Here is a 26,186-nt window from a genome sequence, read left to right on the forward strand (position 1 = left end):
GACTTGACCGCAGACCCTTCCCTCCCGACCGGTCTGCGCAGCAGACCGATCGGGCGGCAAGGGCGACGATCACCAGCGGTAGTGGGCGAAGGCCTTGTTGGACTCGGCCATCTTGTGGGTGTCCTCACGGCGCTTGACAGCGGCACCGAGGCCGTTGCCCGCGTCGAGGATCTCATTCATGAGGCGCTCGGTCATCGTCTTCTCACGGCGCTGGCGGGCGTAGCCCACGAGCCAGCGCAGTGCCAGGGTCGTCGAACGAGCAGGACGGACGTCGACCGGCACCTGGTAGGTCGCACCGCCGACGCGGCGGGAGCGGACCTCGAGGGACGGGCGAATGTTGTCGAGAGCCTTCTTGAGGTTGGCAACCGGGTCGTTGCCGTTCTTCTCGCGGGTGCCCTCGAGGGCACCGTAGACGATGCGCTCGGCGGTCGAGCGCTTGCCGTCGAGCAGGATCTTGTTGATCAGCTGCGTGACGAGCGGCGAGTTGAAGACCGGGTCGACGACGATCGGTCGCTTCGGTGCAGGACCTTTGCGCGGCATTACTTCTTCTCCCTCTTCGCTCCGTACTTGCTGCGGGCCTGCTGACGGCCCTTGACACCCTGGGTGTCGAGCGAACCGCGCACGATCCGGTAGCGCACACCCGGAAGGTCCCTGACACGGCCACCGCGCACGAGCACGATCGAGTGCTCCTGCAGGTTGTGTCCCTCACCGGGGATGTACGCGGTCACTTCGATCTGGCTCGAGAGCTTGACACGAGCGACCTTGCGAAGAGCCGAGTTCGGCTTCTTGGGGGTCGTGGTGTACACACGGGTGCACACGCCGCGACGCTGGGGGCTGCCCTTCAGGGCAGGGGCGTCGGACCCTGCGGACTTGTTATGCCGTCCTTTGCGGACGAGCTGCTGGATTGTCGGCACTAAGCGTTCTCCATTGCTTCTCGATGAACCTAATTCCCACATCGGCCGCGACGCAGGTCGCGTTTGTGAACCGTGGGACATATCCGACTGAACACCGGGTGAAGCTTGACTCCCGATGCCAGTAACCACGCGGCCTCACGCACCCTGCGCTCGGGAGTGTCGCAAGGACACGCGCGCGCAGGGTTCTGCTCGGTCGGGCGGCCTGCGCCGGTCGCACTCACACGGGGTCCAGGCCTCACAACACACCTGGCATGATCGTCCGACGACGCAGATAACACAATCAGTCGCCTCCCAGAATATCGCGTGCGCGAGCCTCCGGTCAAAATCGCCGGAAGCGGCGTATCCTGCTCCGCCCGGCCGCCCTCGGGCGGAGAGACACGGGTCACGATATAGCAGGGTCGCTTCCTTGACTCATTCAAGAAAACCATGCAAGGGTGAAGGGGTGACAGAGGAACAACAGGCGCCGACGGGGAACTATTCCGCGATCCTGCGGACCAGCTCCCTGCGCGTGACGAAGCAGAGAGTCGCGGTGCTGGCAGCGGTGGACTCCCATCCCCACGCCGACACCGAGACCGTCATCCGCGCGGTCAGACAGGACCTCCCCGAGGTCTCCCATCAGGCCGTCTACGACTCACTCCACACCCTCACCGAGGCGGGTCTCCTCCGCTGCATCCAACCGTCCGGGTCCGTCTCCCGGTACGAGCGGCGCATCGGCGACAACCACCACCATCTCGTGTGCCGGGAGTGCAGCCGGATCGTCGACATCGACTGCACGGTCGGTCAGGCCCCGTGCCTGACCCCATCACACGATCACGGCTTCGTCATCGACGAGGCCGAGGTGACGTTCTGGGGTCTGTGCCCGGACTGCGCCCGTCGCAGTGCGGCTCCGGAGCCCGAACTCGAACTGCCCTCTGTCGTCTGAGCCGGGAGGCGCTCTCGCTGCGCCCTTCCGTCGCCATCAGCTGAGCCCGCCCGGGGCTCGACACCGAAAGGAACACCATGACCGACACCTCCACTGCAGGCGGCTGCCCAGTCGTCCACACGTCTTCGGGTGCCAACCCGACGTCCGAACCCGGATCGCTGACCACTCCCCTGCAGGGCGACGCCAACGCCCAGTGGTGGCCCAACCGTCTCAACCTCAAGATCCTCGCGAAGAACCAGCCCGCCCGCGACCCGATGGACGCCGACTTCGACTACGCGGCGGAGTTCTCCACCCTCGACTACGACGGGCTCAAGGCGGACCTCGCCGCGCTGATGACGACGAGCGAGGACTGGTGGCCGGCCGACTTCGGCAACTACGGTCCGTTCATGATCCGCATGGCCTGGCACTCCGCCGGCACCTACCGCGTCCAGGACGGCCGCGGCGGCGGCGGTGAGGGCCAGCAGCGCTTCGCGCCGCTCAACTCATGGCCGGACAATGTCGGACTCGACAAGGCCCGCCGCCTCCTGTGGCCGGTGAAGAAGAAGTACGGCAAGAAGATCTCGTGGGCCGACCTCTTCATCCTCGCGGGCAATGTCGCCCTCGAGCAGATGGGATTCAAGACCTTCGGCTTCGCCGGCGGTCGTGCCGACGTGTGGGAGCCCGACAACGACGTCTACTGGGGTTCGGAGACCGAATGGCTGGGCACCGACAAGCGCTACGCGGGCAACCGTGAGCTGCAGAAGCCGCTCGCGGCGACGACGATGGGCCTCATCTACGTCAACCCCGAGGGCCCCGAGGGCGAACCCGACCCGGTCAAGGCCGCCGCTGACATCCGCGAGACCTTCGGCCGGATGGCGATGAACGACGAGGAGACCGTCGCCCTCATCGCCGGCGGCCACACCTTCGGCAAGACCCACGGCGCCGGCCCCGAGAGCCACAAGGGTGCGGATCCGGAAGCCGGTGCCCTCGAGGAGCAGGGGCTCGGCTGGAAGTCCGACTTCGGCACCGGTTCGGGCAACGACGCGATCGGCAGCGGCATCGAGGTCACGTGGACCTACCACCCGACCCGCTGGGACAACGAGTTCTTCCACATCCTCTTCGCGTACGAGTGGGAGAAGTTCGAGAACGAGGGCGGCCACATCCAGTGGCGTCCGGTCGACGGCGGCGGCGACGACATGGTGCCGATGGCCCAGGGTGAGGGACGCCGTGAGCCCCGCATGCTCACGACCGACCTCTCGCTGCGCTTCGACCCCGCCTACGAGAAGATCTCGCGTCGCTTCAAGGACGATCAGAAGGCCTTCGAGGACGCGTTCGCCCGTGCGTGGTTCAAGCTCACGCACCGCGACATGGGACCCGCGACCCGCTACCTCGGACCCGAGGTGCCGAACGAGGACCTCATCTGGCAGGATCCGATCCCAGCGGGCACCCCGCTCAACAACGGCGAGGTCGAACTCGTCAAGGCGGCCGTGCGCAACTCGGGCCTCAGCGTCTCCCAGCTCGTGTCGACGACGTGGGCCGCCGCGTCCTCGCACCGCGTCTCCGACATGCGCGGCGGCGTCAACGGCGGTCGCCTGCGGCTGGAACCACAGCGGAACTGGACGGCCAATGAGCCGGCCAAGCTCGCCGAGGTGATCGGCGTGCTCGAGCGCATCGCCGCCGAGACCGGCGCCTCCTTCGCCGATGTCGTCGCGATCGCCGGGGCCGTCGGCGTCGAGACCGCCGCCGCGGCTGCGGGCTTCGACGTCACCGTGCCCGTGTCGACCGGACGCGGGGACGCCTCGCAGGAGCAGACGGACGTCGAGTCCTTCTCCTACCTCGAGCCGACCCACGACGGCTTCCGGAACTACCTCACCCCGGGCCTGCCGCTGGCCGCCGAGTATCTCCTCCTCGACCAGGCGAGCCTGCTCGGGCTCACCACCTCCGAGCTCACGGTGCTCATCGGCGGACTCCGCGTCCTCGGCGCGAACTACGAGGACTCCGAGCTCGGTGTGTTCACCGACCGCAAGGGCGAGCTGACGAACGACTTCTTCGTCAACCTCCTCGAGCTCGGCAACACGTGGAAGGCCGTCGGCGATTCGGCGACGACCAACCTCTACGAGTCCTACTCCCCGGCCGGTGAGAAGCTGTGGTCGGGCAGCCGTGTCGACCTGCTCTTCGGGTCGAACTCCGAGCTGCGCGCGATCGCCGAGGTCTACGCCTCCGACGATGCACAGGAGAAGTTCGTCAACGACTTCGTCAATGCCTGGTCGAAGGTCGTCGAGGCCGACCGCTACGACCTCAAGCGCTGAGGTCAGTCTCTCCTCGCCGTGGTGGGCCGCCTCGGCGAGGATGACCTGCCCTGTGAGGAGAGGTGAGAAGGCGGTGTCCCGTTATCGGGGCACCGCCTTCGTCGTGTCCCGCCTCGTCGGTGAATCGTCCGACACCGGAGAGTGTGTCCGCCGCTACACTGGGGGTCATGCCCGACGAACAGCTCGAACCACCGTCCCGCCCGAGGATCCGGGCCTCCGACGCCGACCGCGACGCCGTCCTCGCCGTCATCACCGAGGCGGTGAGCAGCGGTCGCCTCGACCCCGATGAGACCGCCGAGCGGCAGGACGAGGCGATCCGGGCGAAGTACCTCGACGAGCTCGCTCCGCTCATCGTCGACCTGCCCGAAGGACGCGAACTCCACCACCGCCTCGAGCAGCAGACGGGCGGAACGACCCCGGGTGCCCAGATCGTGCCGCGCAATGCACCCGCGCCGCTCTCGCCGACTGCCCCGCCGGGCTCGGCGAGCCCCGTGAACTCGGTGGCGATCATGTCCGGGCGGGAGATCGACGTGCCCGCCGGCACCGCCGAGGTGACGACGTACGCGCTCATGGGCGGGGACAACATCGACCTCACCGAGGTCATGGGTCCCGGCGTCACCGTCGAACTCGTGGCGTATTCGATGTGGGCCGGCAACGACATCTACGTGCCGCCGGGCGTGCAGATCAAGGACGAGACGATCAACATCATGGCCGGCAACGAGATCCGGCAGTCGGCCAGAGGCGACGGCTCGAACGGCACCGTCGTGCTCAAGGGGTTCTCGCTCATGGCCGGCCACGACGTGCACTTGGCCAAAGGCTACCGAGGAAAGGACCAGGGACAGCTGACATGAGAATCGGAATCCTCACCTCCGGCGGCGACAGCCCCGGCCTCAACGCCGTCATCCGCGGCATCGTCCGCAAGGGCATCCGCTCGCACGGTTCGTCGTTCGTCGGCATCCGCGACGGCTGGCGGGGTCTGCTCGAGGACGACATGTTCGAGATGTCGATGCTCGACGTCCGCGGCCTCTCCGGACGCGGCGGCACGATCCTCGGCACTTCCCGCACCCACCCCTACGAGGACGGGGGTCCCGCGCGGATGCGGGAGGTGCTCGCCGCGCACGACATCGACGCGATCGTCGCGATCGGCGGTGAGGGGACGCTCTCGGGGGCCTCCCGCCTCGTCGAGGAGGAGGGGATCAACATCGTCGGCGTGCCGAAGACGATCGACAACGACCTCGACAACACCGACTACACGTTCGGCTTCGACACCGCCCAGTCGATTGCCACCGAGGCGATCGACCGTCTGCGCACCACCGCGGAGTCCCACCACCGGTGCATGGTCATCGAGGTGATGGGCCGCAACGTCGGCTGGATCGCCCTCCACTCGGGCATGGCCGGCGGGGCGCACGCGATCCTCATGCCGGAGTTCCCCGTGTCGATGGAGCAGATCGGGCAGTGGGTGACCTCGGCGCGGGATCGCGGTCGCGCCCCGATCGTCGTCGTCGCCGAGGGCTTCGTGCCCGAGGGCCTCGACGAGCAGATCGCCGACCGCGGAGTCGACTCCCGGGGCCGGGCCCGCCTCGGCGGCATCGCCAACTACCTCGCGCCGCTCATCGAGGAGCAGACGGGCATCGAGACCCGCGCGACGATCCTCGGTCACCTGCAGCGGGGCGGCTCCCCCACCGCCTACGACCGGGTTCTCTCGACGCGTCTGGGCATGGCCGCGGCCGACCTCGCCCACGGTGAGCAGTGGGGCAAGATGGCGAGCCTCAAGGGCACCGACATCGTCGCCGTCGAGATGGCCTCGGCCGTCGACAGCCTCAAGACCGTGCCGCTCGACCGGTGGGAAGAGGCGCAGGTCCTCTTCGGCTGAGAGTCTGCGGTGCAGCTGCGGGCGGGAAGCGTGTCCGCGCTGGAAGCGGTTGCGCTGGGCAGAAGTGTTTCTGCCGGCGAGAAGTTTGCGACACGCACGTTGCGCCTGCGAAAAGTCGTTCTGCCCATCGACTGGTTGCCCGCAGAACGACTTTTGGCCGACAGTCACAATCGGCACAAGCGTGTCGCGGGCGAGTGCCCGCAAGAAGCGCGTACGCCGGCCAGAAGTGTGTCTGCCTGCTGGAAGAGTGTGCGCCGGCTGGAAGTGAGTCAGCCTGCTGGAAGTGTGTCCGCGCCGGAAGCGGTTGCGCTGGGCAAAAGTGGTTCTGCCGGCGAGAAGTTTGCGACACGCACGCTGTGTCGGCGAAAAGTCATTCTGCCCATCGACTGGTTGCATGCAGAACGACTTTTGGCCGACAGTCACAATCGGCACAAGCGTGTCGCGGGCATGCAGAAGGGGCACCCACCGAATCGGTGGGTGCCCCTTGCGTGCACTCGGAGGCGGCCGAGTCGCCTCAGCCGATCAGCGGACCGGACTGCGGCAGCTCAAGTGCCGACTCAGCTGAAGGCGCCGTAGTCGTAGTCCTCGAGCGGGATGGCGGAGCCGGAATCGGATCCGATGCCCGCGTAGAAGTCACCGTAGCTGTTGGTGAACATCTCCGCCTTCGCCTCCTCCGTCGGCTCCACAACGATGTTGCGGTGCGTCTGGAGACCGGTGCCGGCCGGGATGAGCTTACCGAGGATGACGTTCTCCTTCAGACCCATGAGCGTGTCCGACTTTCCTTCCATCGCGGCCTCGGTGAGGACGCGCGTCGTCTCCTGGAAGGACGCAGCCGAGAGCCACGACTCGGTCGCCAGCGAGGCCTTCGTGATGCCCATGAGCTCATCACGCGCCGAGGCGGGCTGACCGCCTTCGGCGACCACGCGACGGTTCTCCGCCTGGTAGCGCCCACGGTCGACGAGCTCGCCGGGCAGCAGGTTCGTGTCGCCCGACTCGATGACGGTGACGCGACGCAGCATCTGCCGCACGATGACCTCGATGTGCTTGTCGTGGATGCCCACGCCCTGCGAGCGGTACACCTTCTGCACCTGCTCGACGAGGAAGCGCTCGGCCTCACGGCGACCGCGGATGCGCAGCACCTGCTTCGGGTCGACCGCGCCGACGACGAGCTGTTCACCCGCCTTGACGTGCTGACCGTCTTCGACGAGGAGGCGGGCACGCTTGGAGACTGCGTGCTCGATCTCGTCGCTGCCGTCATCGGGGGTGATGACGACGAAGCGGGTCTTGCGGCTGTCGTCGATCTTCGCACGACCGGTCGCCTCGGCGATCGGGGCGAAGCCCTTCGGGGTACGAGCCTCGAAGAGCTCCGTGACACGGGGCAGACCCTGGGTGATGTCACCCGAGGACGCCGCCACACCACCGGTGTGGAAGGTGCGCATCGTCAGCTGGGTGCCGGGCTCGCCGATCGACTGAGCCGCGACGGTGCCGATCGCCTCGCCGATGTCGACGAGCTTGCCGGTGGCCATCGACCGACCGTAGTGCATCGCCGAGATCTGCGTGTCCGAATCCGCGGTGAGCACGGAGTAGACCTTGAGCTCTTCGACGCCGGCGGCCACCAGGGTGTCGATGACATCCGCCGTGACGTCGGTCTTCGCCGGAACGATGACGTTGCCGTCGGCATCCGTGACATCGGAGACGGTGAGGCGGCCGTAGAGGCTCGTCTCGACGTACTCGTGGGGCACGAGGTTGCCTTCGTGGTCACGCTCGGCCACGGGCAGGGTGATGCCCTTGGTCGAATCCGTGTCCTGGGTGCGGATGATGACGTCCTGCGACACGTCGACGAGGCGACGGGTCAGGTAGCCGGAGTCAGCGGTGCGCAGCGCCGTGTCCGCGAGGCCCTTGCGGGCGCCGTGGGAGGCGATGAAGTACTCGAGCACCGACAGGCCCTCGCGGTAGTTCGAGGTGATCGGACGCGGGATGATCTCACCCTTCGGGTTCGTCACCAGACCGCGCATACCGGCGAGCTGACGGACCTGCATCCAGTTACCGGATGCACCGGACTCGACGAGGCGGAGCACCGAGTTCTCCTCCGGGAAGTTCGTCCGCATGACCTGGTCGACCTTCTCGGTGGTCTCGGTCCACAGCTTGACGAGCTCGTTGCGGCGCTCGTCATCGGTGAGCGCACCGAGTTCGTACTGCTGCTGCACCTTCGTGTCGAGCGCCTCGGCGTTCTCGAGGATCTCCGTCTTCGCCTCAGGCGAGACGACATCGGACATCGCCACGGTGATGCCCGAGCGCGTCGCCCAGTGGAAGCCGCCGGACTTGAAGTTGTCGAGCGTGTGCGCGACCTCGACCTTCGGGTACTCCTCCGCGAGGTGGTTGACGATCCGGCTCAGCGCCTTCTTGTCGATCGTCGAGTTCACGTAGGTGTAGTCCGCAGGCAGGTAGTCGTTGAACAGCGCGCGGCCCAGCGTGGTCTCCACGTCGAGCGGCGTGCCCAGCTCCCAGCCCTCGGGAACATCGAGATCGGTCCCGGGAACGACGTTCTCGAGACGGATCGTCACGGCCGAACCGAGGTCGAGCTCGCCGTGATCGAAGGCCATGATGGCTTCGCCGAGGCTGGAGAACGACCGGCCCTCACCGGCGAGTCCCCTGCGCTCCGAGGTGAGGTGGTAGAGACCGATGATCATGTCCTGCGAGGGCATGGTCACGGGCTTGCCGTCGGAGGGCTTGAGGATGTTGTTGGCCGAGAGCATGAGGATGCGGGCCTCGGCCTGCGCCTCGGGGCTCAGCGGCAGGTGGACGGCCATCTGGTCACCGTCGAAGTCGGCGTTGAACGCCGAGCACACGAGCGGGTGCAGCTGGATGGCCTTGCCCTCGATGAGCTGCGGTTCGAAAGCCTGGATGCCCAGACGGTGCAGGGTCGGTGCGCGGTTGAGGAGCACCGGGTGTTCGGTGATGACCTCTTCGAGCACGTCCCACACCTGCGGGTGCTGACGCTCGACCATGCGCTTGGCCGACTTGATGTTCTGCGCGTGGTTGAGATCGACCAGGCGCTTCATGACGAACGGCTTGAACAGCTCGAGCGCCATCGTCTTCGGCAGACCCGCCTGGTGGAGGCTGAGCTGCGGACCGACGACGATGACCGAACGCCCCGAGTAGTCGACGCGCTTGCCGAGCAGGTTCTGACGGAACCGGCCCTGCTTGCCCTTGAGCATGTCCGACAGCGACTTGAGCGGGCGGTTGCCCGGTCCGGTCACGGGACGACCGCGACGACCGTTGTCGAACAGCGAGTCGACGGCTTCCTGGAGCATCCGCTTCTCGTTGTTGACGATGATCTCGGGAGCACCGAGGTCGAGCAGGCGCTTGAGGCGGTTGTTGCGGTTGATGACGCGACGGTAGAGATCGTTGAGATCCGAGGTCGCGAAGCGGCCACCGTCGAGCTGGACCATCGGACGCAGCTCCGGCGGGATCACCGGGACGACGTCGAGGACCATGCCCTCGGGGTTGTTATCCGTGGTGAGGAACGCGTTGACGACCTTGAGGCGCTTGAGCGCGCGGGTCTTGCGCTGTCCCTTGCCGGTGTTGATGAGCTCGCGCAGCTTCTCGGACTCGGCCTCGAGGTCGAAGTCGAGCAGGCGCTTCTGGATCGCCTCGGCGCCCATGGCACCCGTGAAGTAGAGGCCGAAGCGGGCGAACATCTCGCGGTAGAGGCTCTCGTCGCCCTCGAGGTCGTTGACCTTGAGGTTCTTGAACCGGTCCCACACCTGCTCAAGGCGGTCGATCTCGCGATCGGCGTTCTTGCGCAGCTTGTCCATCTCCTTGTCGGCGACGTCGCGCAGCTTCTTCTTGGCCTGCGCGGTTCCGCCGTCGGCTTCGAGGGCCGCGAGGTCCTCTTCGAGCTTCTTGGCACGACGGTCGATGTCGGCGTCACGGCGGTCGCCGATCTGCTGCTTCTCGACATCGATCTTGTTCTGCAGGCTCGGCAGATCCCGGTGACGGGACTCCTCGTCGACAGAGGTGATCATGTACGCGGCGAAGTAGATGACCTTCTCGAGGTCCTTCGGCGCGAGATCGAGCAGGTAGCCCAAGCGCGAGGGAACGCCCTTGAAGTACCAGATGTGGGTGACGGGAGCGGCGAGCTCGATGTGGCCCATGCGCTCACGGCGCACCTTGGCACGGGTCACCTCGACGCCGCAGCGCTCGCAGATGATCCCCTTGAAGCGCACGCGCTTGTACTTGCCGCAGGCGCACTCCCAGTCACGGGTGGGGCCGAAGATCTTCTCGCAGAAGAGTCCGTCCTTCTCCGGCTTCAGGGTGCGGTAGTTGATGGTCTCCGGCTTCTTGACCTCACCGTGCGACCAACCGCGGATGTCATCGGCGGTGGCGAGACCGATCCGCAGCTCATCGAAGTAATTGACGTCAGGCACGTAAATCCTCTTTCCTGGTGATGAGCTCAGGGCTCATCGAAAATCTGTGTCGGTTGAAGTGGAAGTGCTCAGACTTCTTCTACGGTCTGGGCTTCGCGGTAGGACAGGTCGATGCCGAGCTCTTCAGCCGCCCGGTAGACCTCGTCCTCCGAGTCGCGCATCTCGACCTGGCCGCCGTCGGACGACAGGACTTCGACGTTGAGGCACAGCGACTGCATCTCCTTGATGAGGACCTTGAACGACTCGGGGATTCCCGGATCGGGCAGGTTCTCACCCTTGACGATGGCTTCGTAGACCTTGACACGGCCCGGGATGTCATCGGACTTGATCGTCAGCAGCTCCTGCAGCGTGTACGCCGCACCGTAGGCCTCGAGGGCCCACACTTCCATCTCACCGAAGCGCTGACCGCCGAACTGCGCCTTACCGCCGAGCGGCTGCTGGGTGATCATCGAGTACGGACCGGTCGAGCGCGCGTGGATCTTGTCGTCGACGAGGTGGTGGAGCTTGAGCATGTACATGTATCCGACGGAGATCGGGTACGGGAACGGCTCACCGGAGCGACCGTCGAACAGCTGGGCCTTGCCCGAGGAGTCGATGAGTCGATCTCCGTCGCGGTTCGGGGTCGTCGCGTCGAGCAGTCCGCGCAGCTCCTGCTCGTGCGCACCGTCGAAGACCGGGGTGGCCAGGTTGGTGCCCGGCTCGGCTTCGCGGGCGAGCTGCGGAAGCTCCTCGGCCCACTCGGGGCTGCCCTCGATCTTCCATCCCTGCTTGGAGATCCATCCGAGGTGGATCTCGAAGACCTGTCCGATGTTCATGCGTCGCGGAACACCGTGCGGGTTGAGGATGACGTCGACGGGGGTTCCGTCGGCGAGGAACGGCATGTCCTCGACCGGCAGGATCGTCGAGATGACGCCCTTGTTGCCGTGGCGGCCGGCCATCTTGTCGCCGATCGTGATCTTGCGTCGCTGGGCGACGTAGACGCGGACCATCTGGTTGACGCCGGGCGAGAGCTCGTCGTCGTCCTCACGGTCGAAGACGCGCACACCGATGACGGTGCCGATCTCGCCGTGGGGCACGCGCAGCGAGGTGTCGCGGACCTCACGGGACTTCTCACCGAAGATCGCCCGGAGCAGACGCTCCTCCGGGGTCAGCTCGGTCTCACCCTTCGGGGTGACCTTGCCGACGAGGATGTCGCCGTCGGTGACCTCGGCGCCGATGCGGATGATGCCGCGATCGTCGAGGTCGGCCAGCGCGTCGGGCGAGATGTTCGGGATGTCCCGGGTGATCTCCTCGGCACCGAGCTTGGTGTCGCGGGCGTCGACCTCGTGCTCCTCGATGTGGATCGAGGAGAGGACGTCGTCCTGGACCAGGCGCTGCGAGAGGATGATCGCATCCTCGAAGTTGTAGCCCTCCCACGACATGAACGCGACGAGGAGGTTCTTGCCGAGAGCCATCTCGCCGCCCTCGGTCGAGGGTCCGTCGGCGAGCACCGCACCGACCTCGACGCGGTCTCCCTCGTCGACGATGATGCGCTGGTTGTACGACGTGCCGTGGTTCGAGCGCTTGAACTTCGAGGCCCGGTAGGTCTGCTGGGTGCCGTCGTCGGCGAGGACGGTGACGAAGTCAGCCGACACCTCGGTGACGACGCCCGACTTCTCGGCGACGATGACGTCACCGGCGTCGACCGCGGCGCGGTACTCCATGCCGGTGCCCACGACGGGGGCCTCGGACATGACCAGCGGCACGGCCTGACGCTGCATGTTCGCACCCATGAGGGCGCGGTTGGCGTCGTCGTGCTCGAGGAACGGGATGAGCGCCGAGGCGACCGACACCATCTGACGCGCGGAGACGTCCATGAAGTCGATCTGGTCGCGGAGCACGAGCTCGGCTTCGCCGCCGCCGCCCTTCGGACGGGCGAGGACTTCCTCTTCCGCGAAGCGCTGATCGTCGGTCAGCGGAGCGTTCGCCTGCGCGATGTTGTAGTCGAGCTCGTCATCGGCGGTGAGGTACTCGGTCTCGTCGGTGACGACACCGTCGACGACCTTGCGGTACGGGGTCTCGATGAAGCCGAACGGGTTGATCCGCGCGTACGAGGCGAGCGAACCGATGAGACCGATGTTCGGACCCTCGGGGGTCTCGATCGGGCACATGCGGCCGTAGTGCGACGGGTGGACGTCACGGACCTCCATGGCGGCGCGGTCGCGGGAGAGACCACCGGGGCCCAGCGCAGACAGGCGACGCTTGTGGGTCAGACCCGCGAGCGGGTTGTTCTGATCCATGAACTGCGAGAGCTGCGAGGTTCCGAAGAACTCCTTGATCGCGGCCACGACGGGACGGATGTTGATGAGCGTCTGCGGCGTGATCGCCTCGACGTCCTGGGTCGTCATGCGCTCGCGCACGACGCGCTCCATGCGGGACAGACCCGTGCGGACCTGGTTCTCGATGAGCTCGCCGACCGCGCGGATGCGGCGGTTGCCGAAGTGGTCGATGTCGTCGAGCTTGACGCGCAGCTCGATCTCCTCGCCGTCGCGCACACCCTTCGTCGTCTCGACTCCGGCGTGGAGCGAGACGAGGTAGCGGATGGTGGCGACGACGTCGTCGACGGAGAGCACGGAGTCCGACAGCGGAGCGTCGACGCCGAGCTTGCGGTTGACCTTGTAGCGGCCGACCTTGGCCAGGTCGTAGCGCTTCGGGTTGAAGTAGAGGTTGTTGAGCAGGTTGCGGGCGGCCTCGGCGGTCGCCGGCTCTGCCGGACGCAGCTTCTTGTAGATGTCGAGCAGGGCCTCTTCCTGCGTCGAGACGGTGTCCTTGGCGAGGGTCTCGCGGATCGACTCGAACTCGCCGAACTCCTCGAGGATCTTCGACTCGGTCCAGCCGAGGGCCTTGAGCAGGACGGTGACCGACTGCTTGCGCTTGCGGTCGAGGCGGACGCCGACCTGGTCGCGCTTGTCGACCTCGAACTCGAGCCAGGCACCGCGGGAGGGGATGATCTTCGCGGAGAAGATGTCCTTGTCCGTGGTCTTGTCGACGCTCGACTCGAAGTAGGCGCCGGGCGAGCGGACGAGCTGCGAGACGACGACGCGCTCGGTGCCGTTGACGATGAACGTGCCCTTGTCGGTCATGAGCGGGAAGTCGCCCATGAAGACTGTCTGGCTCTTGATCTCGCCGGTGTTGTTGTTCATGAACTCAGCGGTCACGTAGAGCGGCGCCGAGTAGGTCATGTCGCGTTCCTTGCACTCGTCGATCGAGTACTTGGGAGCTTCGAACCTGTGCTCACGGAACGACAGCGACATCGATCCACCGAAGTCCTCGATCGGTGAGATCTCTTCGAAGATGTCCTCGAGACCGGACGTGGTCGCGACGGAGTCGTCTCCGATTTCGATGGCTTCGGCGACGCGGTCCTGCCACGCTTCCGATCCGATGAGCCAGTCGAAGCTGTCGGTCTGGAGTCCGAGCAGGTCGGGAACCTCAAGCGGTTCGCGGATCTTCGCGAATGAGATTCTCTTGGGGGGATTAGCGGTCCTGGTGTTATCGTTGGCGGCGGCCAATGGGATCCTTCCGAGTGCTTCACCAATTGATACGTCGCTACCCCACTCGCTCACCGGCTGCCGATCCCCGGGTGTGTCGATTTCGACACCGGGCGACAACGTGGTTCACTGGAGTGGAACTGACCTGCCCCCCGCTATATGAAGGCACGCCACAGGCACAGCAACGCAAATATCAAGCTTATAGCATTCGGTCAAGTCACGCAAGGTCCGTTTCCGAACTCCTTCCCCCACCCGTGACATCGATATCCCTCAAGGGTACATTCGGGTCATGGTGTTCCTCCTTCTCGGACTCCTCCACGACGGACCGCGCACCCTCTACGACCTCCACAGGAGGTTCTCCCGCGGAATCTCGCTGTTCTACGCCGCGAGCTTCGGCGGCATCCAGCGGGCCCTCGACCGCGCTCGCGACAGCGGTTGGGTCACGGTCGACGACGTCCCCGATTCGGCGCGCGGGCGTCGGCTCTACTCGCTCACGGCCGCCGGGCGGACACGCTGGCGGGAATGGATGGGCGAACCACCCACCGGGTCGAATCCGGAGCAGACCATGCTCGCGAAGGTCTACCTGCTCGGCCGGCTGCCGGAGACCGAGCGCGCGGCATGCCTCGGGGAGATCCGCACGCGGCTCGACGCCGATGCGGCGGCGCTGACAGTCCTCGCCGCTGACCTCGATGTCGCCGAGGTGACGGATGCGGCGCGGGAGAACCATCGCTTCGAAAGGGCCACCCTCGACTACGGACTGCGCTCCCACGCCCTGGCAGTGCAGTGGCTCGACGACCTGGGGCAATCGTGACCCTCGCCCTGATCACCGCCCTGGTGCTGCTCGCCGCCCTCGCAGTCCTCCAGATCCTCGGGGCGGCGGGGCTGCCCGTCGGCAGTCTGCTGTGGGGCGGGCGAGAACGCGTGCTGCCGACCCGGTTGCGGCTCTCGAGTCTCGCGACTCTCGCCGCCTACGCGGTCTTCGCCGCCCTGCTGCTCAGCCGCACGGGCGTGCTGCCCGGCCGGGACTCCGCTGTCGTCATCGTTGCGACGTGGGTGCTCGTCGGAGTGCTCGCCCTGAGCACGGTGGCCAACGTGGTCTCCGGCAGCCGGGCCGAACGCTCGACGATGGTGCCGACCGGAGCGGTGCTCACTGTGGCCGTCCTCGTCATCGCGCTCGGCCGGTGACGGCCTCACTCCCCCGCCGAGGCGGTCGCCGGCGGCTCCTTCTTCCACACTCCGGTCCACGCGAAGGTCTCGAAGCCGGCGAGGTCATTGATCGCGAGCATCCAGGCGTTCTCCACGGCATTCCACGTGTAGACGCGCTCGACCGGACTCGACCGCAGCAGCTGTCCATGGTTGGCCCGCTTGAGCCTCGCCCCGAGCCCGTGCCCGCGGTGGTCGCGCAGCACGAGGGTCCCGCCCTGCGAGGCGACGGCGGGGCGGTCGTCGAAGTGGGCCGCCTCGGTGTAGCCTGCGACCTCGTACTCCGGGGACTCCCCGTGGCCGGTGGGGCCGCCGTCGTGCCGGCCGGGGCGACGCACGGCGAGTGCGGTGTGGATCCGCTCGCCCGCGTCCGCGCGCTGCCGATCGAGTGCACGGACGCGCTCGGCGTCCCAGAACTCCTCCTCTTCGAGGTCGGCGGCCCCCGGAGTGTCCGTCGACATCGCGCGATGGACGACGGCGAGCGCGTCGAGGTGCTCCTCGGGCACCGGCCCCGACCAGGTGAGGATCTCATAGCCGTCGTCGGGTTCGGCGGCGTCATGCTCCGGTGGCCGGAGTCGGGCGATCGCGCACCTCTCGATCTGCCGCAGCGAGTATCCATGAGCGCGGGCGAAGGCGACATCGGCCAGGTCCGACGGAAGCGCTCCGGTCCCGGAGGCCGCGGCGACCCGCGCACCCCGAAGATCCGCTGCGACCACGGTCGCGGGAACCTCGTTGAAGCTCGTCAGGCGGGTCCGCCCGTCCGCGCGCAGATCCGCCTCGATGACGGCGAGGAGCTCGCCGCCGAGTCCCCGCCGCCGGTGCTCGGGGTGGACGGAGACATGGATCTCCGCGCCGTTGAGGTTGTCCTTGAGATCGAGGTAGGCGATGCCCTTCGCGACGATCCGCCCGCCGAGGCGGCCGAGCCAGAACTCGTTCGTCGTGTAGTCGGTCGGCTGGGTCAGTCGCTTCCGCACCTCGGCGGGCAGCGGATTGAAATCCTCACCCATCCCGGAGTCGGCGTTGATGATCCGGTCGAAGGCGACCACCTCGGCGACGGTCGCGTCGATCCGCTCAGCGGGCAGGGTTCCTGCGAGGATGCGGGTGATCTCCATCGATCTCCTTGTCCGTGGTCGGTGAGCGGGGACGCTGCCCCGCATCAGCGATCCTATTCCACCGCCTCCCGTCCGCGGCGTCCGACCGGTCCTAGACTGTGCCCATGACGACCATCACCGTGCTCACGTTCGACCCGGCCGCCGTCAACTGCGGGATCATCACCGGCACCGATCGCAGTCTCATCGTCGACGCCGGCCCCGGCCCCACTGCGGCAGGTGCGCTTGCCGCGCGTGCGGCCGAGATCAGCCGCGAGGCCAACGGCGTCGCCAATCCCATCGACCTCGTCATCACCCACGATCACTGGGACCACTACCTCGGTGCGGCGGCCCTCGTCGACGCCGGCATCGACCGGGTCTTCGCCTCCCCCGCGTTCGCCGCGGACCAGGCCGCGAGCACGTGGATCGCCCTCGACGCGCTGCGGTCGAATCCCGACACCGCCGCGTTCGCCCGGGAGCTGCCCGAGGATCCCGGCGACCTCCTCGTCGAGGTCACCCCCATCGCCGAGGCGGGTGAGACGCCCACGACGCTCGACCTCGGCGATGCCCCCGTCGAACTCTCCGTGCTCGGCGGACACTCCACGGCCGACGTCGTCGTCAGCCTCCCCGAGGCCGGCGTCGTCTTCACCGGCGACCTCATCGAGGAGGGCGCTCCCCCACAGGCCGGCAGCGACGCGTCGCTGAGCCACTGGGTCGAGAGCCTCCACGCCCTCCTCGCGTTCCCGCAGGCGACGGTCTTCGTCCCCGGACACGGGGTTCCGGTCGACCGGGCGTTCGTCGAGCGGCAGGTCGCCGACCTCGACGGCTTCCGGCTCGCGTCGGTGCCGAATCAGAGCCCAGGAGCCGATGAGCCGGCCGAGGGTGCCGATCTGGCGACCGGAGGCTTCGGCGCCGACGATGAGGACGCCTGGGATGGGGCCCAGGAGCGTGAGCATGAGCACGGACCCGACGCCGAGGTGACCCTGCCCTCCCGTGCGATGCCCGGTGACCATGACCGCACGATCCCCAGGGAGACGACGCTCCCCCAGACCTGAGCCGCGGCGAGGCGGCGGAGCCACAGCGATTTCCGGACGCAGAGTGTCGATGTTGCTCGCTCGAATCGACACTCCGCGTCCGGAACTTCGGGGAAGCTAGCCCCCGTCGAGGTCGGGGCGCTCGCGGTGGAGGGCGGTGACGAGATCGCCGCCGATCGCACCGAAGAGCGTGCGCGCCCACACGCTGTTCCCCTCGACGTAGGGTGTGTCGCCGTCGAAGATCCAGCGGAGTTCGCGGCCGGCGCGCAGGTCGTCACCGCACGCCCGGCACACGGGAACCCGCACGCTCTGCCCGTCGGCGTCGACGCGCGACGTCGTCTGCGCTTCGCCGTGGAGCGGATTGATCGTGCACAGGCTCTGCGGCACGGTCGACCTGCGGGCCCCGCGCTTTCTCGGACTGCGACTCGCCTCGGCGATCTCATGTCCGGCCTGCCGGATGAGGACCATCGCACCGGCGAGGTCGAGACGCGTCGCAGCCTCGTCATCGACGATGCGGCGGGCCATCTGGTAGGCGTCGAGGGCCCGCTCGACCCGGTCGGCGCCAGCTGCATCGAGGTCGGCGGTCTGCAGGCGGCCGAGCGACTCGGCGAGCTCAGCAGTCTCGCCGCCGATGGAGTCCCGCAGCGAGCTGCGCTGGAGGGAATCGACGCGGTTGAGGAGCCGGGACGGCAGTGTGAAGGCATGCTCCCGCTCGCGGTCCTGCTTGCGCTCTCGCGCTGACTTCGCCAGCCACACACCGGCGATGACGAGCGCGAGGACGAGGATCGCCGCGCCGAGGAAGAGCGGCGCGAACGACCCGGATCCGCTGTCGTCGATGACCTCGGTTCCGGGCACGTCCTGCCCGGTGCCCGCCTCGGTGTCGGGGCGCTCCTGCGGGTCGGCATAGTAGCCGAGGAGGACGTTGAGCTTCGTCGTCGACGGGGTGGAGACGTTCCAGTCGTCGGAGGCGTTGAGGTTCTGGTCCATGACCTCGAGCTTCTCCCCCGTGTCGGCGAACGTCTCGTCGACGGCGAGATCGTCGGTGCCGTTGATCATCACGTATGCTCCTTCACCGCCGTGGAACACCTTGATCTGCTCGAGCAGCTCGCGATCGACGCGGTGGACATCGACGGCGATGACGTAGACGGGGAAGTCGAGTCCGTCGACGGTCGCCTTCGCCTTGTCGATGAGCGTCGGGTTGAGGGTATCGGCGAGGGCCGGATCGATCCAGAACGGATCGGACTTGAGCGCCTCGGCGATCTGCTGGGGTGGGGTGCTCATCGCCTGCTCCCTTCTTTGGCTCGCGACCGGTCGCCGTTGCGTTTCGTCGGCCCCGACGACGGACCGCCTTCCCAGCGACGTCGGGTCCAGACGATGAGCGGCACGGCGACGGCGGCCACTCCCGCGCCGAGGACCAGACCGATGGTCGCTCCGGCGATCGCGGACCCGGGGTGGTAGGCGAGGTCACGGGGGTCCTGCTCGTCCCCGGGGTCGGCGACGTACTCCGTGTCGGTGTACGGCTCCTCGGGGGTGACGGTCTTGAGCTCGCGCACCCATGCGAGGGCGGCGCCGGAGACGGTCTCGTCGGAGGAGATGTCCGGCCGGTTCCAGTAGGCCTCCCGATCGATGCCCTTCTCCGCGCTGCCCTCGAGGATGCCGTCGAAGGTGAGCACCGTGCCCGTCTGCGTCGGCAGCTCACGGCTGATCCTGGCGGCGGCGAGATCGAGGTCACCGTCGGTGGCGTCGAGGTCGGAGGTCGTGAGGAACGCGACGAAGATCGGATCGTCGAGGCCGTCGACCTCGGAGCGGATCGCCTCGAGGTTCGCATCGGCGACTGACCAAGCCGCGTAGTCGTCGACATAGACGGGATCCTCGGCGAATCCGGACGCGATCTGCTGGTAGGGGGTGCGATCGTAGTCGGCGTCGAGACCGCTGGCGATGCGGTCGGAATAGACGGAGTCGACGACGATCTCCCCGCTGTCCTCGACGGCGATGCGCTCCTGCTTCGCATCGTCGAAGAGGGAAGCGCTGACGAGTGCGGCGCCGACGGTCACGGCGGCGAAGACGACGATCGCCGCGGCCAGCCGCACGGTGAGGGGCGTCCGGCCCTTCGTCCGGGAGTGGTTCCGGGGTGCGCTCTTCGACATCATGTCCGGTCCTCCGCCGTCGCCCGCTTCGCAGCTCCCGGCACCCCGTAATCGAGGACCGCGACCTCGAGGTCGACGAAGCTGCCGAAGCCGGAGGTCGCATAGGCGTCGTCGCGCTGGAAATACGGCACTGCGCGGGACCGCGATGACTTCGGGTCCTTCGGCACCATGAGGCAGACGGGATCGTGTCCGGCCTCGAGGTCGGCGATGCAGGTCGCGCACGCATTGACCGTGAGCACGGTGCCGGCCTGCCTCATCGCATAGCTGCTCACCGGTTTGGCATGGGCCGGGAAGAAGTAACAGGACTTCCTCTCGTCAGCTTCTCCTGGGTCCGGCAGCGTGGAGCGACCGAGCATCGAACGCACCCACTTGTCCGAGCGGGTGAGGGCGAAGATTGCCTGCCGATGGGAATGGTCGGGGTGCGCAGCCCAGTCGGGATGCGCGGCGACGATCGCGGCGATCGCCTCCTGGATGCGGAGACCGCGATCACGCAGGGCCCAGACCTCATCACCGGTGGACTTCGGGACGGGGAGTTCCGCCTGCGACTTCTCGACGGCCGTGACGAGATTGTGTCGGCGCACGAGTTCAGGTCCGGTGGTCCGCTGCGATTTCCATGCGTACTTCTCCCGCCGCGAGAGCACCCACGCGGTCAGCCCCAGGGCGGCGAGACCCGAAGCGGCGAGGACCAGAGTGTCGGGACTGGCATCGTCGAGTCCCGTGGCCTCGATGTAGTCGCGGCTGCCGCCTTCCCCGGCGTCCGCCGGATCGAAGTCGAGAGGCGGAGGCGGAGGTGCGCCGGTGGCCGCAGCGACGAGGATCTCGAGGTGGTACGGCACCGCAAGCTCGAGGGGCAGGAAATCGTCGGTGGTCGAGCGGGGCAGCTCGTCGATGCCGGGCGGGACGGCCGGACCGTTGTCGTCGACGAGGTAGGACAGCAGCCGCGCGCCGCCGTCGGTCTCTGCGAAGACGACGATGGCCTGCTCCGCGTTCGAACCCTCGAACATCGAGTACGCGAGATCGGCGGTGAAGCGCGACCAGGCCTCCTCTGCTCCGAGCCAGGCCGGAGGAGTGACGGCGACGTAGACCGGGATGCCCGACTCCTCGGCGGTGGCGACGGCGGCTTCGAGGGATGCGCGCTGGCGGGCGGTGAGGCCGGGAACGACGATGGGGTCGATGAACAGCGGACCGGCTTCCCAGGCTGTGCGGATCCGGTCGCGCAGCTGCCTCGCAAGGCGGTCGGTCGTCGTCATGGTCTCAACTCTATGGTCTGGCCGACCGCAATGGGCCGGTCGGGTTGTAGCGGATCGGCACCATCGCCTCGGTGCGAGGGCCGGGCCGGGCGACTTCCGGTCGGAGAATGTCGATTTGCGTTCTCGACATCGACACTCTGCGTCCGCGGCTGCGACCCGGGCGGCTGCGGTGCGGCGGGCGTGCGCGACGGCTGAGAGGACGCGAAGAACCCCGCAGCCGTTGCCGGTTGCGGGGTTCTGCGATCCGCGGTCAGTCAGACTGCCGCGAGAGAAGTCACTTGATGGTGACGGTGGCGCCGGCAGCCTCGAGGACTTCCTTGGCCTTGTCGGCGTCTTCCTTCGAAGCGCCTTCGAGGACAGCCTTGGGAGCGCTGTCGACGAGGTCCTTGGCTTCCTTCAGTCCGAGGGAGGTGATCCCGCGAACTTCCTTGATGACGGGGACCTTCTTCTCGCCGGCCGATTCGAGGATGACGTCGAATTCGGTCTTCTCTTCAGCAGCGGCTTCTCCGCCACCGGCTGCCGGAGCGGCAACGGCGACAGCGGCCGGGGCAGCAGCCTCGACGTCGAATTCCTCTTCGAACTTCTTGACGAAGTCGGAGAGCTCGATGAGGGTGAGCTCCTTGAAAGCTTCGATGAGCTCGTCTGCGGTGAGCTTAGCCATGGTGGCCAATCCTTCCTGTGGTGGTCACCTGCGGTGACCGGGTTTGTGGGGTGGTGCTCAGGCGTCTTCGGCAGGAGCGGAGTCCTGCTTCTCGCGGAGAGCATCGACGGTGCGCGCGGCCTTGACCAGCGGAGCGGTGAAGAGGTAAGCCGCCTGGTGGAGGCTTGCCTTCATGGCACCGGCTGCCTTTGCAAGCAGCACTTCGCGGGATTCGAGGTCGGCGAGCTGGTTGACATTCTCAGCGGTCAGGGCGGCACCGTCGAAGTAGCCACCCTTGATGACGAGCTGAGAATTCGCCTTGGCAAAGTTACGCAGAGCCTTGGCAGCCTCAGGCGGTTCGCCGTTGACGAACGCGATCGCGGTGGGCCCGTTGAGGAGCTCATCGAGACCGGCGATGCCGGCTTCCTTGGCTGCAATCTTGGTCAGCGTATTCTTTACCACGGCGTAGCTGACGTTCTCACCAAGAGAGACGCGCAGTTCTTTCATCTGCGCGACGGTGAGACCGCGGTACTCGGTCAGCAATACAGCGTCGGAGTTCTCAAACTGCTGCTTGAGCTCCTCGACTGCGGCTGCCTTGTCTGGCCTCGCCATGGTATTCCTTTCGTACAGGCGCCGGTCTGGTCCTGACAACGAAAAAAGCGCTCCACGCAGATAGGCGCGAAACGCTTCGAGGCTGAGAACGGGGTTCTCACTTCAGAAGGATCTCTGGCTCACCTGCGAGGGTCACTCCTTGCGGAGTCTTCGTCTGCGAGCACAATCATCCGATGGCGGATTCTTGATTTCCCACAGAGACCGACGGTCTTCGGTGGTTCCAGCTTACCGAGGTCGACCGCGCCCCGTCCAATCGAGATCGTTCGCCACCGCGGAGAGCCTGGTCACAGTTCCGCTCCCTCCCCCGCACTGCGCGCCAGGGCCGCGCGGCGCTGTCCGGTTCCGCGGAGTGCTGCCCGGGCCAGTACTGCATTACGCGGTTCCGGATTGCGTCGGTCGCCGAGGTGGCGGGTGGGCCCCGCGGCCCTCGCCGAGGTGGTGGGTGGGCACCGCGGTCCTCGCCGAGGTGGTGCTCGGTCAAGATGTGCTCTCGCCGAGGTGGTGCTCTGTCACCGTGTGCCCACTCGAGGCAGTCGACCGGCTCTTGCCCGTGAACCGGCTCACCCTGGGCCGGAGGGCTCAGTTCAATACCTGAGCCCTGGATACCGAAGTGAGCCCAACCAGTGGCAGGCACCGCGCACCGATCAGACTGACCAGTGGTTTGCGCCAGTTGGGTCTGAGATGGCCAAGGCTGCCTTGGCCATCTCAGACCCAACTGGCGCAAACTGCCCGGCGCGTGGGGCTGCCGGCCCGGTGGAGCGAGGACCCGCTTGGTGTCGGGCCGCTGCGCAGTCGGCCGCGCGAAGTGCAGCCGCCTGCAGGAAGAAATGCGCAGAAGAACCGTGGCCCCGTCACTGACAACGGGGCCACGGCTGATTGGGGACACCGCGGCGGGAGAAATCAACGCTCCGGCCCGCGGCACCGACGCCTCCACGAGCGGACTCGCGCTCCGGCACGCGGGACTCACGCCTCGGCGGACGAAATGCCCGCCTCACCGAGCACGAGCGTTCGCCCACCGAACGCGAACGTCGCCGCGGCGGAACCGCCTCGGCGGGTCAGAACTCGATGACGACGCGACCGTCGATCTTCGCGTGGATCATCTCGTCGAAGATCGCGTTGATGTCCTCGAGCGGGCGCTTCGTGTACGTCGGGTGGATCTTCCCGGCGGCATAGAACTCGAGAGCTTCGACCATGTCCTGGCGAGTACCGACGATCGAGCCGCGGATCGTCAGGCCCTTGAGCACGATGTCGAAGATCGGGGCCGGGAAGTCGCCGGGCGGCAGGCCGTTGAAGACGATCGTGCCGCCTCGGCGGGTCATCCCGATCGCCTGGCCGAACGCCGCCGGATGGACGGCGGTGACGAGCACTCCGTGGCTGCCGCCGATCTTCTCCTGGATCACCTCGGCAGGGTCCTCGGCGAACGCGTTGACGGTGATCTCCGCACCGTGCTTCTTCGCCAGTGCGAGCTTGTCGTCGGCGACGTCGACGGCGACGACGCGCATGCCCATGGCGACGGCGTACTGCACGGCGATGTGCCCGAGTCCGCCGATGCCGGAGATGACGACCCACTGACCGGGCTTGACCTCGGTGCGCTTGAGTCCTTTGTAGACGGTGACGCCGGCGCAGAGGACCGGGGCGATCTCATAGGGGTCGGCGCCGTCGGGGATGACCGCGGCGAACTTCTCGTCGACGAGCATGTACTCCCCGAACGACCCGTCGATGCCGTACCCGCCGTTGACCTGGGACTCGCACAGCGTCTCCCAGCCCTGCCGGCAGAACTCGCAGACGCCGCACGCACTCCACAGCCAGGCGTTGCCGACCATCTGGCCGACCTCGACCTCGGTGACGCCCTCGCCGACCTTCTCAACGATCCCGACCCCTTCGTGGCCGGGGATGAGCGGGAGCTGCGGCTTGATCGGCCAGTCGCCATGTGCGGCGTGGAGGTCGGTATGGCACACGCCCGAGGCGATGAGCTTGACGAGCGCCTGGCCGGGCCCGGGCTCGGGGATCGTGTTGTCTCCGACGACGAGATCCTCGCCGAATCCTTCGACGACTGCTGCTTTCATTTCCGACATCATCGACTCCTTCGTTGTGATGGTCATGCGGTGATAGGTGGTGCCGGGGTTTGGCTTGAGGCGCCGCGGGAGCACAGGGGCATCGCCGAGGCGGGGCTGGCGTGGAGCACGTCAGCGAGGGGTGGGGTGTGAGGCTGGGGCCACGGAGCGAATCGCGTGGCCTGGGTGGTCGGGGTCGTCCGGGTGAGAGGGGCGTGAGGCCGGGGTGATCTGGGAGGGCGTGGCCTGGGTGGTCGGGGCCGGAGGGATGGTCGGGCAGAGGGGCGGGTGTGTTCGAGGCCGAGGGCAACGTGGTCGGGATGGTCCGGAGGGCCGTGGTCTGGGTGGCCGGGACCGTCCGGGGCTGGGGGCAGCAGGGTGGGCAGCCCTGGGCTCGCCGTGCTGTTCGAAGTGACAAGGTGTGCTCGTGCTGCCGGAGCCGGGGCGGGTGGGAACAGATCGCGCCGAGGTGGGGGTGGCCTCGCGGGTCGATCGCTGAGATCACCGTGATAGCAGAGACCATCGGGATCGCAGGGATCGTCCGGTTCAGGTGCCGCCTCCGGCTGGGGTGAGCGCCGGGACTCGAGGGGGTTTGGGTGCCCCGCGCGCAGCTGGGTCGGTGCGCTGCGCGCGGGACGGGTTCGGGTGCTCGAGGCGAGCCCTCAGAAGAAGCCGAGGGCCTCGTCCGAGTAGCTGACGAGCAGGTTCTTCGTCTGCTGGTAGTGGTCGAGCATCATCTTGTGGTTCTCACGCCCGATGCCCGAGGCCTTGTACCCGCCGAACGCCGCATGCGCGGGATACGCGTGGTAGTTGTTCACCCACACGCGGCCGGCCTGGATGTCCCGTCCGGCCCGGTAGGTCGTGTTGCCGTAGCGACTCCACACGCCCGCGCCGAGGCCGTAGAGCGTGTCGTTGGCGATGCTGATCGCATCGTCGTAGTCGCTGAACGTCGTCACCGACACGACCGGTCCGAAGATCTCCTCCTGGAAGATCCGCATGCCGTTGTCGCCCTTGAAGATCGTCGGCTGCACGTAGTACCCGCCGGAGAGGTCGCCGTCGAGTTCGGCCCGCTCTCCGCCGATGAGCACCTCGGCGCCCTCCTGCTTGCCGATGTCGAGGTAGGACACGATCTTCTCGAGCTGATCGTTCGACGCTTGCGCGCCCATCATCGTGTCGGTGTCGAGCGGGTTGCCCTGGATGATCTTCTCGGTCCGCTTGACGACGGCTTCGAGGAACTCCGGCGCGATCGACTCCTGGACGAGCGCGCGCGACGGGCACGTGCAGACCTCGCCCTGGTTGAGGGCGAACATCGTGAAGCCCTCCTGCACCTTGTTCCAGTACGCGTCGTCGGAGCTCATGACGTCGGCGAAGAAGATGTTCGGGCTCTTGCCGCCGAGTTCGAGGGTGACGGGGATGATGTTCTGCGAGGCGTACTGCATGATGAGGCGACCGGTCGTCGTCTCACCGGTGAACGCGATCTTCGAGATCCGCTTGTTCGACGCCAGCGGCTTGCCCGCCTCCAGCCCGAAGCCGTTGACGACGTTGACGACGCCGGGCGGCAGCAGATCGCCGATGAGCTCCATGAGCACGAGGATCGACGCGGGAGTCTGCTCGGCCGGCTTGAGGACGACGGCGTTGCCGGCCGCAAGCGCCGGGGCGAGCTTCCACGTGCCCATGAGGATGGGGAAGTTCCACGGAATGATCTGGCCGACGACGCCGAGCGGCTCATGGTAGTGGTAGGCGACGGTGTCCTCGTCGATCTCGGAGATCCCGCCCTCCTGCGCCCGGATGGCCGCCGCGAAGTAGCGGAAGTGATCGACGGCCAGCGGCAGGTCGGCGTTGAGCGTCTCCCGCACGGCCTTGCCGTTGTCCCAGGTCTCCGCGACCGCGAGCATCTCGAGGTTCTCCTCCATCCGATCGGCGATCTTCAGCAGGATGTTCGACCGCTCCGTCGGCGAGGTCTTCCCCCAGGCCGGTGCGGCGGCGTGGGCGGCGTCGAGGGCGAGTTCGATGTCCTCGGCGGTGCTCGCCGGCACCTCGGTGAAGGGCTGGCCCGTCACCGGGGTGGGGTTCTCGAAGTAGTTTCCGTTCGTCGGGGCCACCCACTCCCCGCCGATGAAGTTCTCGTAACGGGGCTTGAAGGTGACGAGGGATCCGTCCTCGCCGGGCCGGGCGTACACAGTCATGGCAACTCCTTTGCTGCG

The 26,186-nt window shown here is 67.2% G+C and carries 19 protein-coding genes; 7 read left to right on the forward strand and 12 right to left on the reverse strand.

Features of this window, described 5'->3' with window-relative positions:
• Positions 1–69: 69 nt before the first annotated feature.
• Positions 70–540 (reverse strand): 30S ribosomal protein S7, encoded by a 471-nt coding sequence (rpsG, locus tag J9315_RS12405; protein WP_137826106.1) that lies wholly within the window; start codon positions 538–540, stop codon positions 70–72.
• On the reverse strand, positions 540–914 hold the full coding sequence (gene rpsL / locus J9315_RS12410) for a 30S ribosomal protein S12 (protein WP_211977971.1): 375 nt from the start codon (positions 912–914) through the stop codon (positions 540–542). The genes rpsG and rpsL overlap by 1 nt, the downstream gene beginning before the upstream one ends.
• A gap of 442 nt (positions 915–1,356) precedes the next feature.
• Between rpsL and J9315_RS12415 the strand changes: the two genes are divergently transcribed.
• The 4 genes from J9315_RS12415 (at position 1,357) to J9315_RS12430 (ending at position 5,997) form a co-directional block, all read left to right on the forward strand.
• The gene (locus tag J9315_RS12415; protein WP_211977972.1) at positions 1,357–1,836 is read left to right on the forward strand and encodes a Fur family transcriptional regulator; all 480 of its coding nucleotides are present in this window, start codon (positions 1,357–1,359) and stop codon (positions 1,834–1,836) included.
• Between the two features lie 77 nt (positions 1,837–1,913).
• A complete protein-coding gene (gene katG / locus J9315_RS12420) occupies positions 1,914–4,124 on the forward strand; it encodes a catalase/peroxidase HPI (RefSeq protein ID WP_211977973.1) in 2,211 nt (736 codons plus the stop codon).
• A gap of 167 nt (positions 4,125–4,291) precedes the next feature.
• Complete coding sequence (locus J9315_RS12425) at positions 4,292–4,975, forward strand: DUF1707 domain-containing protein (RefSeq protein WP_211977974.1); 684 nt, start codon at positions 4,292–4,294, stop codon at positions 4,973–4,975.
• Entirely contained in the window at positions 4,972–5,997 is a 1,026-nt protein-coding gene (locus J9315_RS12430; RefSeq protein ID WP_198498198.1) for an ATP-dependent 6-phosphofructokinase, read from the forward strand. Before J9315_RS12425 ends, J9315_RS12430 begins: the two co-directional genes overlap by 4 nt.
• Before the next feature lie 557 nt (positions 5,998–6,554).
• Here the strand turns inward: J9315_RS12430 and J9315_RS12435 are convergent.
• Both J9315_RS12435 and rpoB read right to left on the reverse strand, forming a co-directional pair.
• Positions 6,555–10,427: a DNA-directed RNA polymerase subunit beta' gene (locus J9315_RS12435; protein ID WP_211977975.1), complete on the reverse strand. Its 3,873-nt coding sequence runs from the start codon at positions 10,425–10,427 to the stop codon at positions 6,555–6,557.
• Positions 10,428–10,495: 68 nt separating this feature from the next.
• On the reverse strand, positions 10,496–13,975 hold the full coding sequence (rpoB, locus tag J9315_RS12440) for a DNA-directed RNA polymerase subunit beta (RefSeq protein WP_137826101.1): 3,480 nt from the start codon (positions 13,973–13,975) through the stop codon (positions 10,496–10,498).
• A 268-nt stretch (positions 13,976–14,243) separates the two neighbouring features.
• On the opposite strand from rpoB, the gene J9315_RS12445 reads away from it, so the two are divergent.
• Both J9315_RS12445 and J9315_RS12450 read left to right on the forward strand, forming a co-directional pair.
• Complete coding sequence (locus J9315_RS12445; protein ID WP_211977976.1) at positions 14,244–14,765, forward strand: PadR family transcriptional regulator; 522 nt, start codon at positions 14,244–14,246, stop codon at positions 14,763–14,765.
• Positions 14,762–15,139 (forward strand): hypothetical protein, encoded by a 378-nt coding sequence (locus J9315_RS12450; RefSeq protein ID WP_211977977.1) that lies wholly within the window; start codon positions 14,762–14,764, stop codon positions 15,137–15,139. The genes J9315_RS12445 and J9315_RS12450 overlap by 4 nt, the downstream gene beginning before the upstream one ends.
• A 5-nt stretch (positions 15,140–15,144) precedes the next feature.
• Here J9315_RS12450 and J9315_RS12455 read toward each other — a convergent pair whose 3' ends face one another.
• On the reverse strand, positions 15,145–16,269 hold the full coding sequence (locus tag J9315_RS12455) for a GNAT family N-acetyltransferase (RefSeq protein ID WP_211977978.1): 1,125 nt from the start codon (positions 16,267–16,269) through the stop codon (positions 15,145–15,147).
• 104 nt (positions 16,270–16,373) lie between these two features.
• Between J9315_RS12455 and J9315_RS12460 the strand changes: the two genes are divergently transcribed.
• Positions 16,374–17,300, forward strand: a complete 927-nt coding sequence (locus J9315_RS12460) for an MBL fold metallo-hydrolase (protein ID WP_211977979.1) — start codon at positions 16,374–16,376, stop codon at positions 17,298–17,300.
• A 96-nt stretch (positions 17,301–17,396) separates the two neighbouring features.
• Here J9315_RS12460 and J9315_RS12465 read toward each other — a convergent pair whose 3' ends face one another.
• The 7 genes from J9315_RS12465 to adh form a co-directional block, all read right to left on the reverse strand.
• On the reverse strand, positions 17,397–18,560 hold the full coding sequence (locus J9315_RS12465; RefSeq protein WP_211977980.1) for a hypothetical protein: 1,164 nt from the start codon (positions 18,558–18,560) through the stop codon (positions 17,397–17,399).
• The gene (locus tag J9315_RS12470) at positions 18,557–19,429 is read right to left on the reverse strand and encodes a hypothetical protein (RefSeq protein ID WP_211977981.1); all 873 of its coding nucleotides are present in this window, start codon (positions 19,427–19,429) and stop codon (positions 18,557–18,559) included. Before J9315_RS12470 ends, J9315_RS12465 begins: the two co-directional genes overlap by 4 nt.
• The gene (locus J9315_RS12475) at positions 19,426–20,676 is read right to left on the reverse strand and encodes a hypothetical protein (protein ID WP_211977982.1); all 1,251 of its coding nucleotides are present in this window, start codon (positions 20,674–20,676) and stop codon (positions 19,426–19,428) included. The genes J9315_RS12470 and J9315_RS12475 overlap by 4 nt, the downstream gene beginning before the upstream one ends.
• A gap of 274 nt (positions 20,677–20,950) precedes the next feature.
• A complete protein-coding gene (gene rplL / locus J9315_RS12480) occupies positions 20,951–21,337 on the reverse strand; it encodes a 50S ribosomal protein L7/L12 (RefSeq protein ID WP_137826095.1) in 387 nt (128 codons plus the stop codon).
• A gap of 57 nt (positions 21,338–21,394) precedes the next feature.
• Positions 21,395–21,928 carry a 50S ribosomal protein L10 gene (gene rplJ, locus J9315_RS12485; RefSeq protein WP_137826094.1) on the reverse strand — a complete coding sequence of 178 codons (534 nt, stop codon included), beginning with the start codon at positions 21,926–21,928 and terminating at the stop codon, positions 21,395–21,397.
• Between the two features lie 1,055 nt (positions 21,929–22,983).
• Positions 22,984–24,003, reverse strand: coding sequence for an alcohol dehydrogenase AdhP (gene adhP, locus J9315_RS12490; protein ID WP_198500913.1), 1,020 nt, complete (start codon positions 24,001–24,003; stop codon positions 22,984–22,986).
• 641 nt (positions 24,004–24,644) lie between these two features.
• Positions 24,645–26,168 (reverse strand): aldehyde dehydrogenase, encoded by a 1,524-nt coding sequence (adh, locus tag J9315_RS12495; RefSeq protein ID WP_137826927.1) that lies wholly within the window; start codon positions 26,166–26,168, stop codon positions 24,645–24,647.
• Positions 26,169–26,186 lie beyond the last annotated feature (18 nt).

Source organism: Brevibacterium sp. W7.2 (assembly GCF_018137945.1).
GTDB classification, from domain to species: domain Bacteria; phylum Actinomycetota; class Actinomycetes; order Actinomycetales; family Brevibacteriaceae; genus Brevibacterium; species Brevibacterium sanguinis.

Coding starts and splice junctions, on each gene's coding strand:
- rpsG (WP_137826106.1), bottom strand. CDS start 540: ATGCCGCGCAAAGGTCCTGCACCGAAGCGACCGATCGTCGTCGACCCG.
- katG (WP_211977973.1), top strand. CDS start 1,914: ATGACCGACACCTCCACTGCAGGCGGCTGCCCAGTCGTCCACACGTCT.
- J9315_RS12425 (WP_211977974.1), top strand. CDS start 4,292: ATGCCCGACGAACAGCTCGAACCACCGTCCCGCCCGAGGATCCGGGCC.
- J9315_RS12430 (WP_198498198.1), top strand. CDS start 4,972: ATGAGAATCGGAATCCTCACCTCCGGCGGCGACAGCCCCGGCCTCAAC.
- J9315_RS12445 (WP_211977976.1), top strand. CDS start 14,244: ATGGTGTTCCTCCTTCTCGGACTCCTCCACGACGGACCGCGCACCCTC.
- J9315_RS12455 (WP_211977978.1), bottom strand. CDS start 16,269: ATGGAGATCACCCGCATCCTCGCAGGAACCCTGCCCGCTGAGCGGATC.
- J9315_RS12460 (WP_211977979.1), top strand. CDS start 16,374: ATGACGACCATCACCGTGCTCACGTTCGACCCGGCCGCCGTCAACTGC.
- J9315_RS12465 (WP_211977980.1), bottom strand. CDS start 18,560: ATGAGCACCCCACCCCAGCAGATCGCCGAGGCGCTCAAGTCCGATCCG.
- J9315_RS12470 (WP_211977981.1), bottom strand. CDS start 19,429: ATGATGTCGAAGAGCGCACCCCGGAACCACTCCCGGACGAAGGGCCGG.
- J9315_RS12475 (WP_211977982.1), bottom strand. CDS start 20,676: ATGACGACGACCGACCGCCTTGCGAGGCAGCTGCGCGACCGGATCCGC.
- rplL (WP_137826095.1), bottom strand. CDS start 21,337: ATGGCTAAGCTCACCGCAGACGAGCTCATCGAAGCTTTCAAGGAGCTC.
- rplJ (WP_137826094.1), bottom strand. CDS start 21,928: ATGGCGAGGCCAGACAAGGCAGCCGCAGTCGAGGAGCTCAAGCAGCAG.
- adhP (WP_198500913.1), bottom strand. CDS start 24,003: ATGTCGGAAATGAAAGCAGCAGTCGTCGAAGGATTCGGCGAGGATCTC.
- adh (WP_137826927.1), bottom strand. CDS start 26,168: ATGACTGTGTACGCCCGGCCCGGCGAGGACGGATCCCTCGTCACCTTC.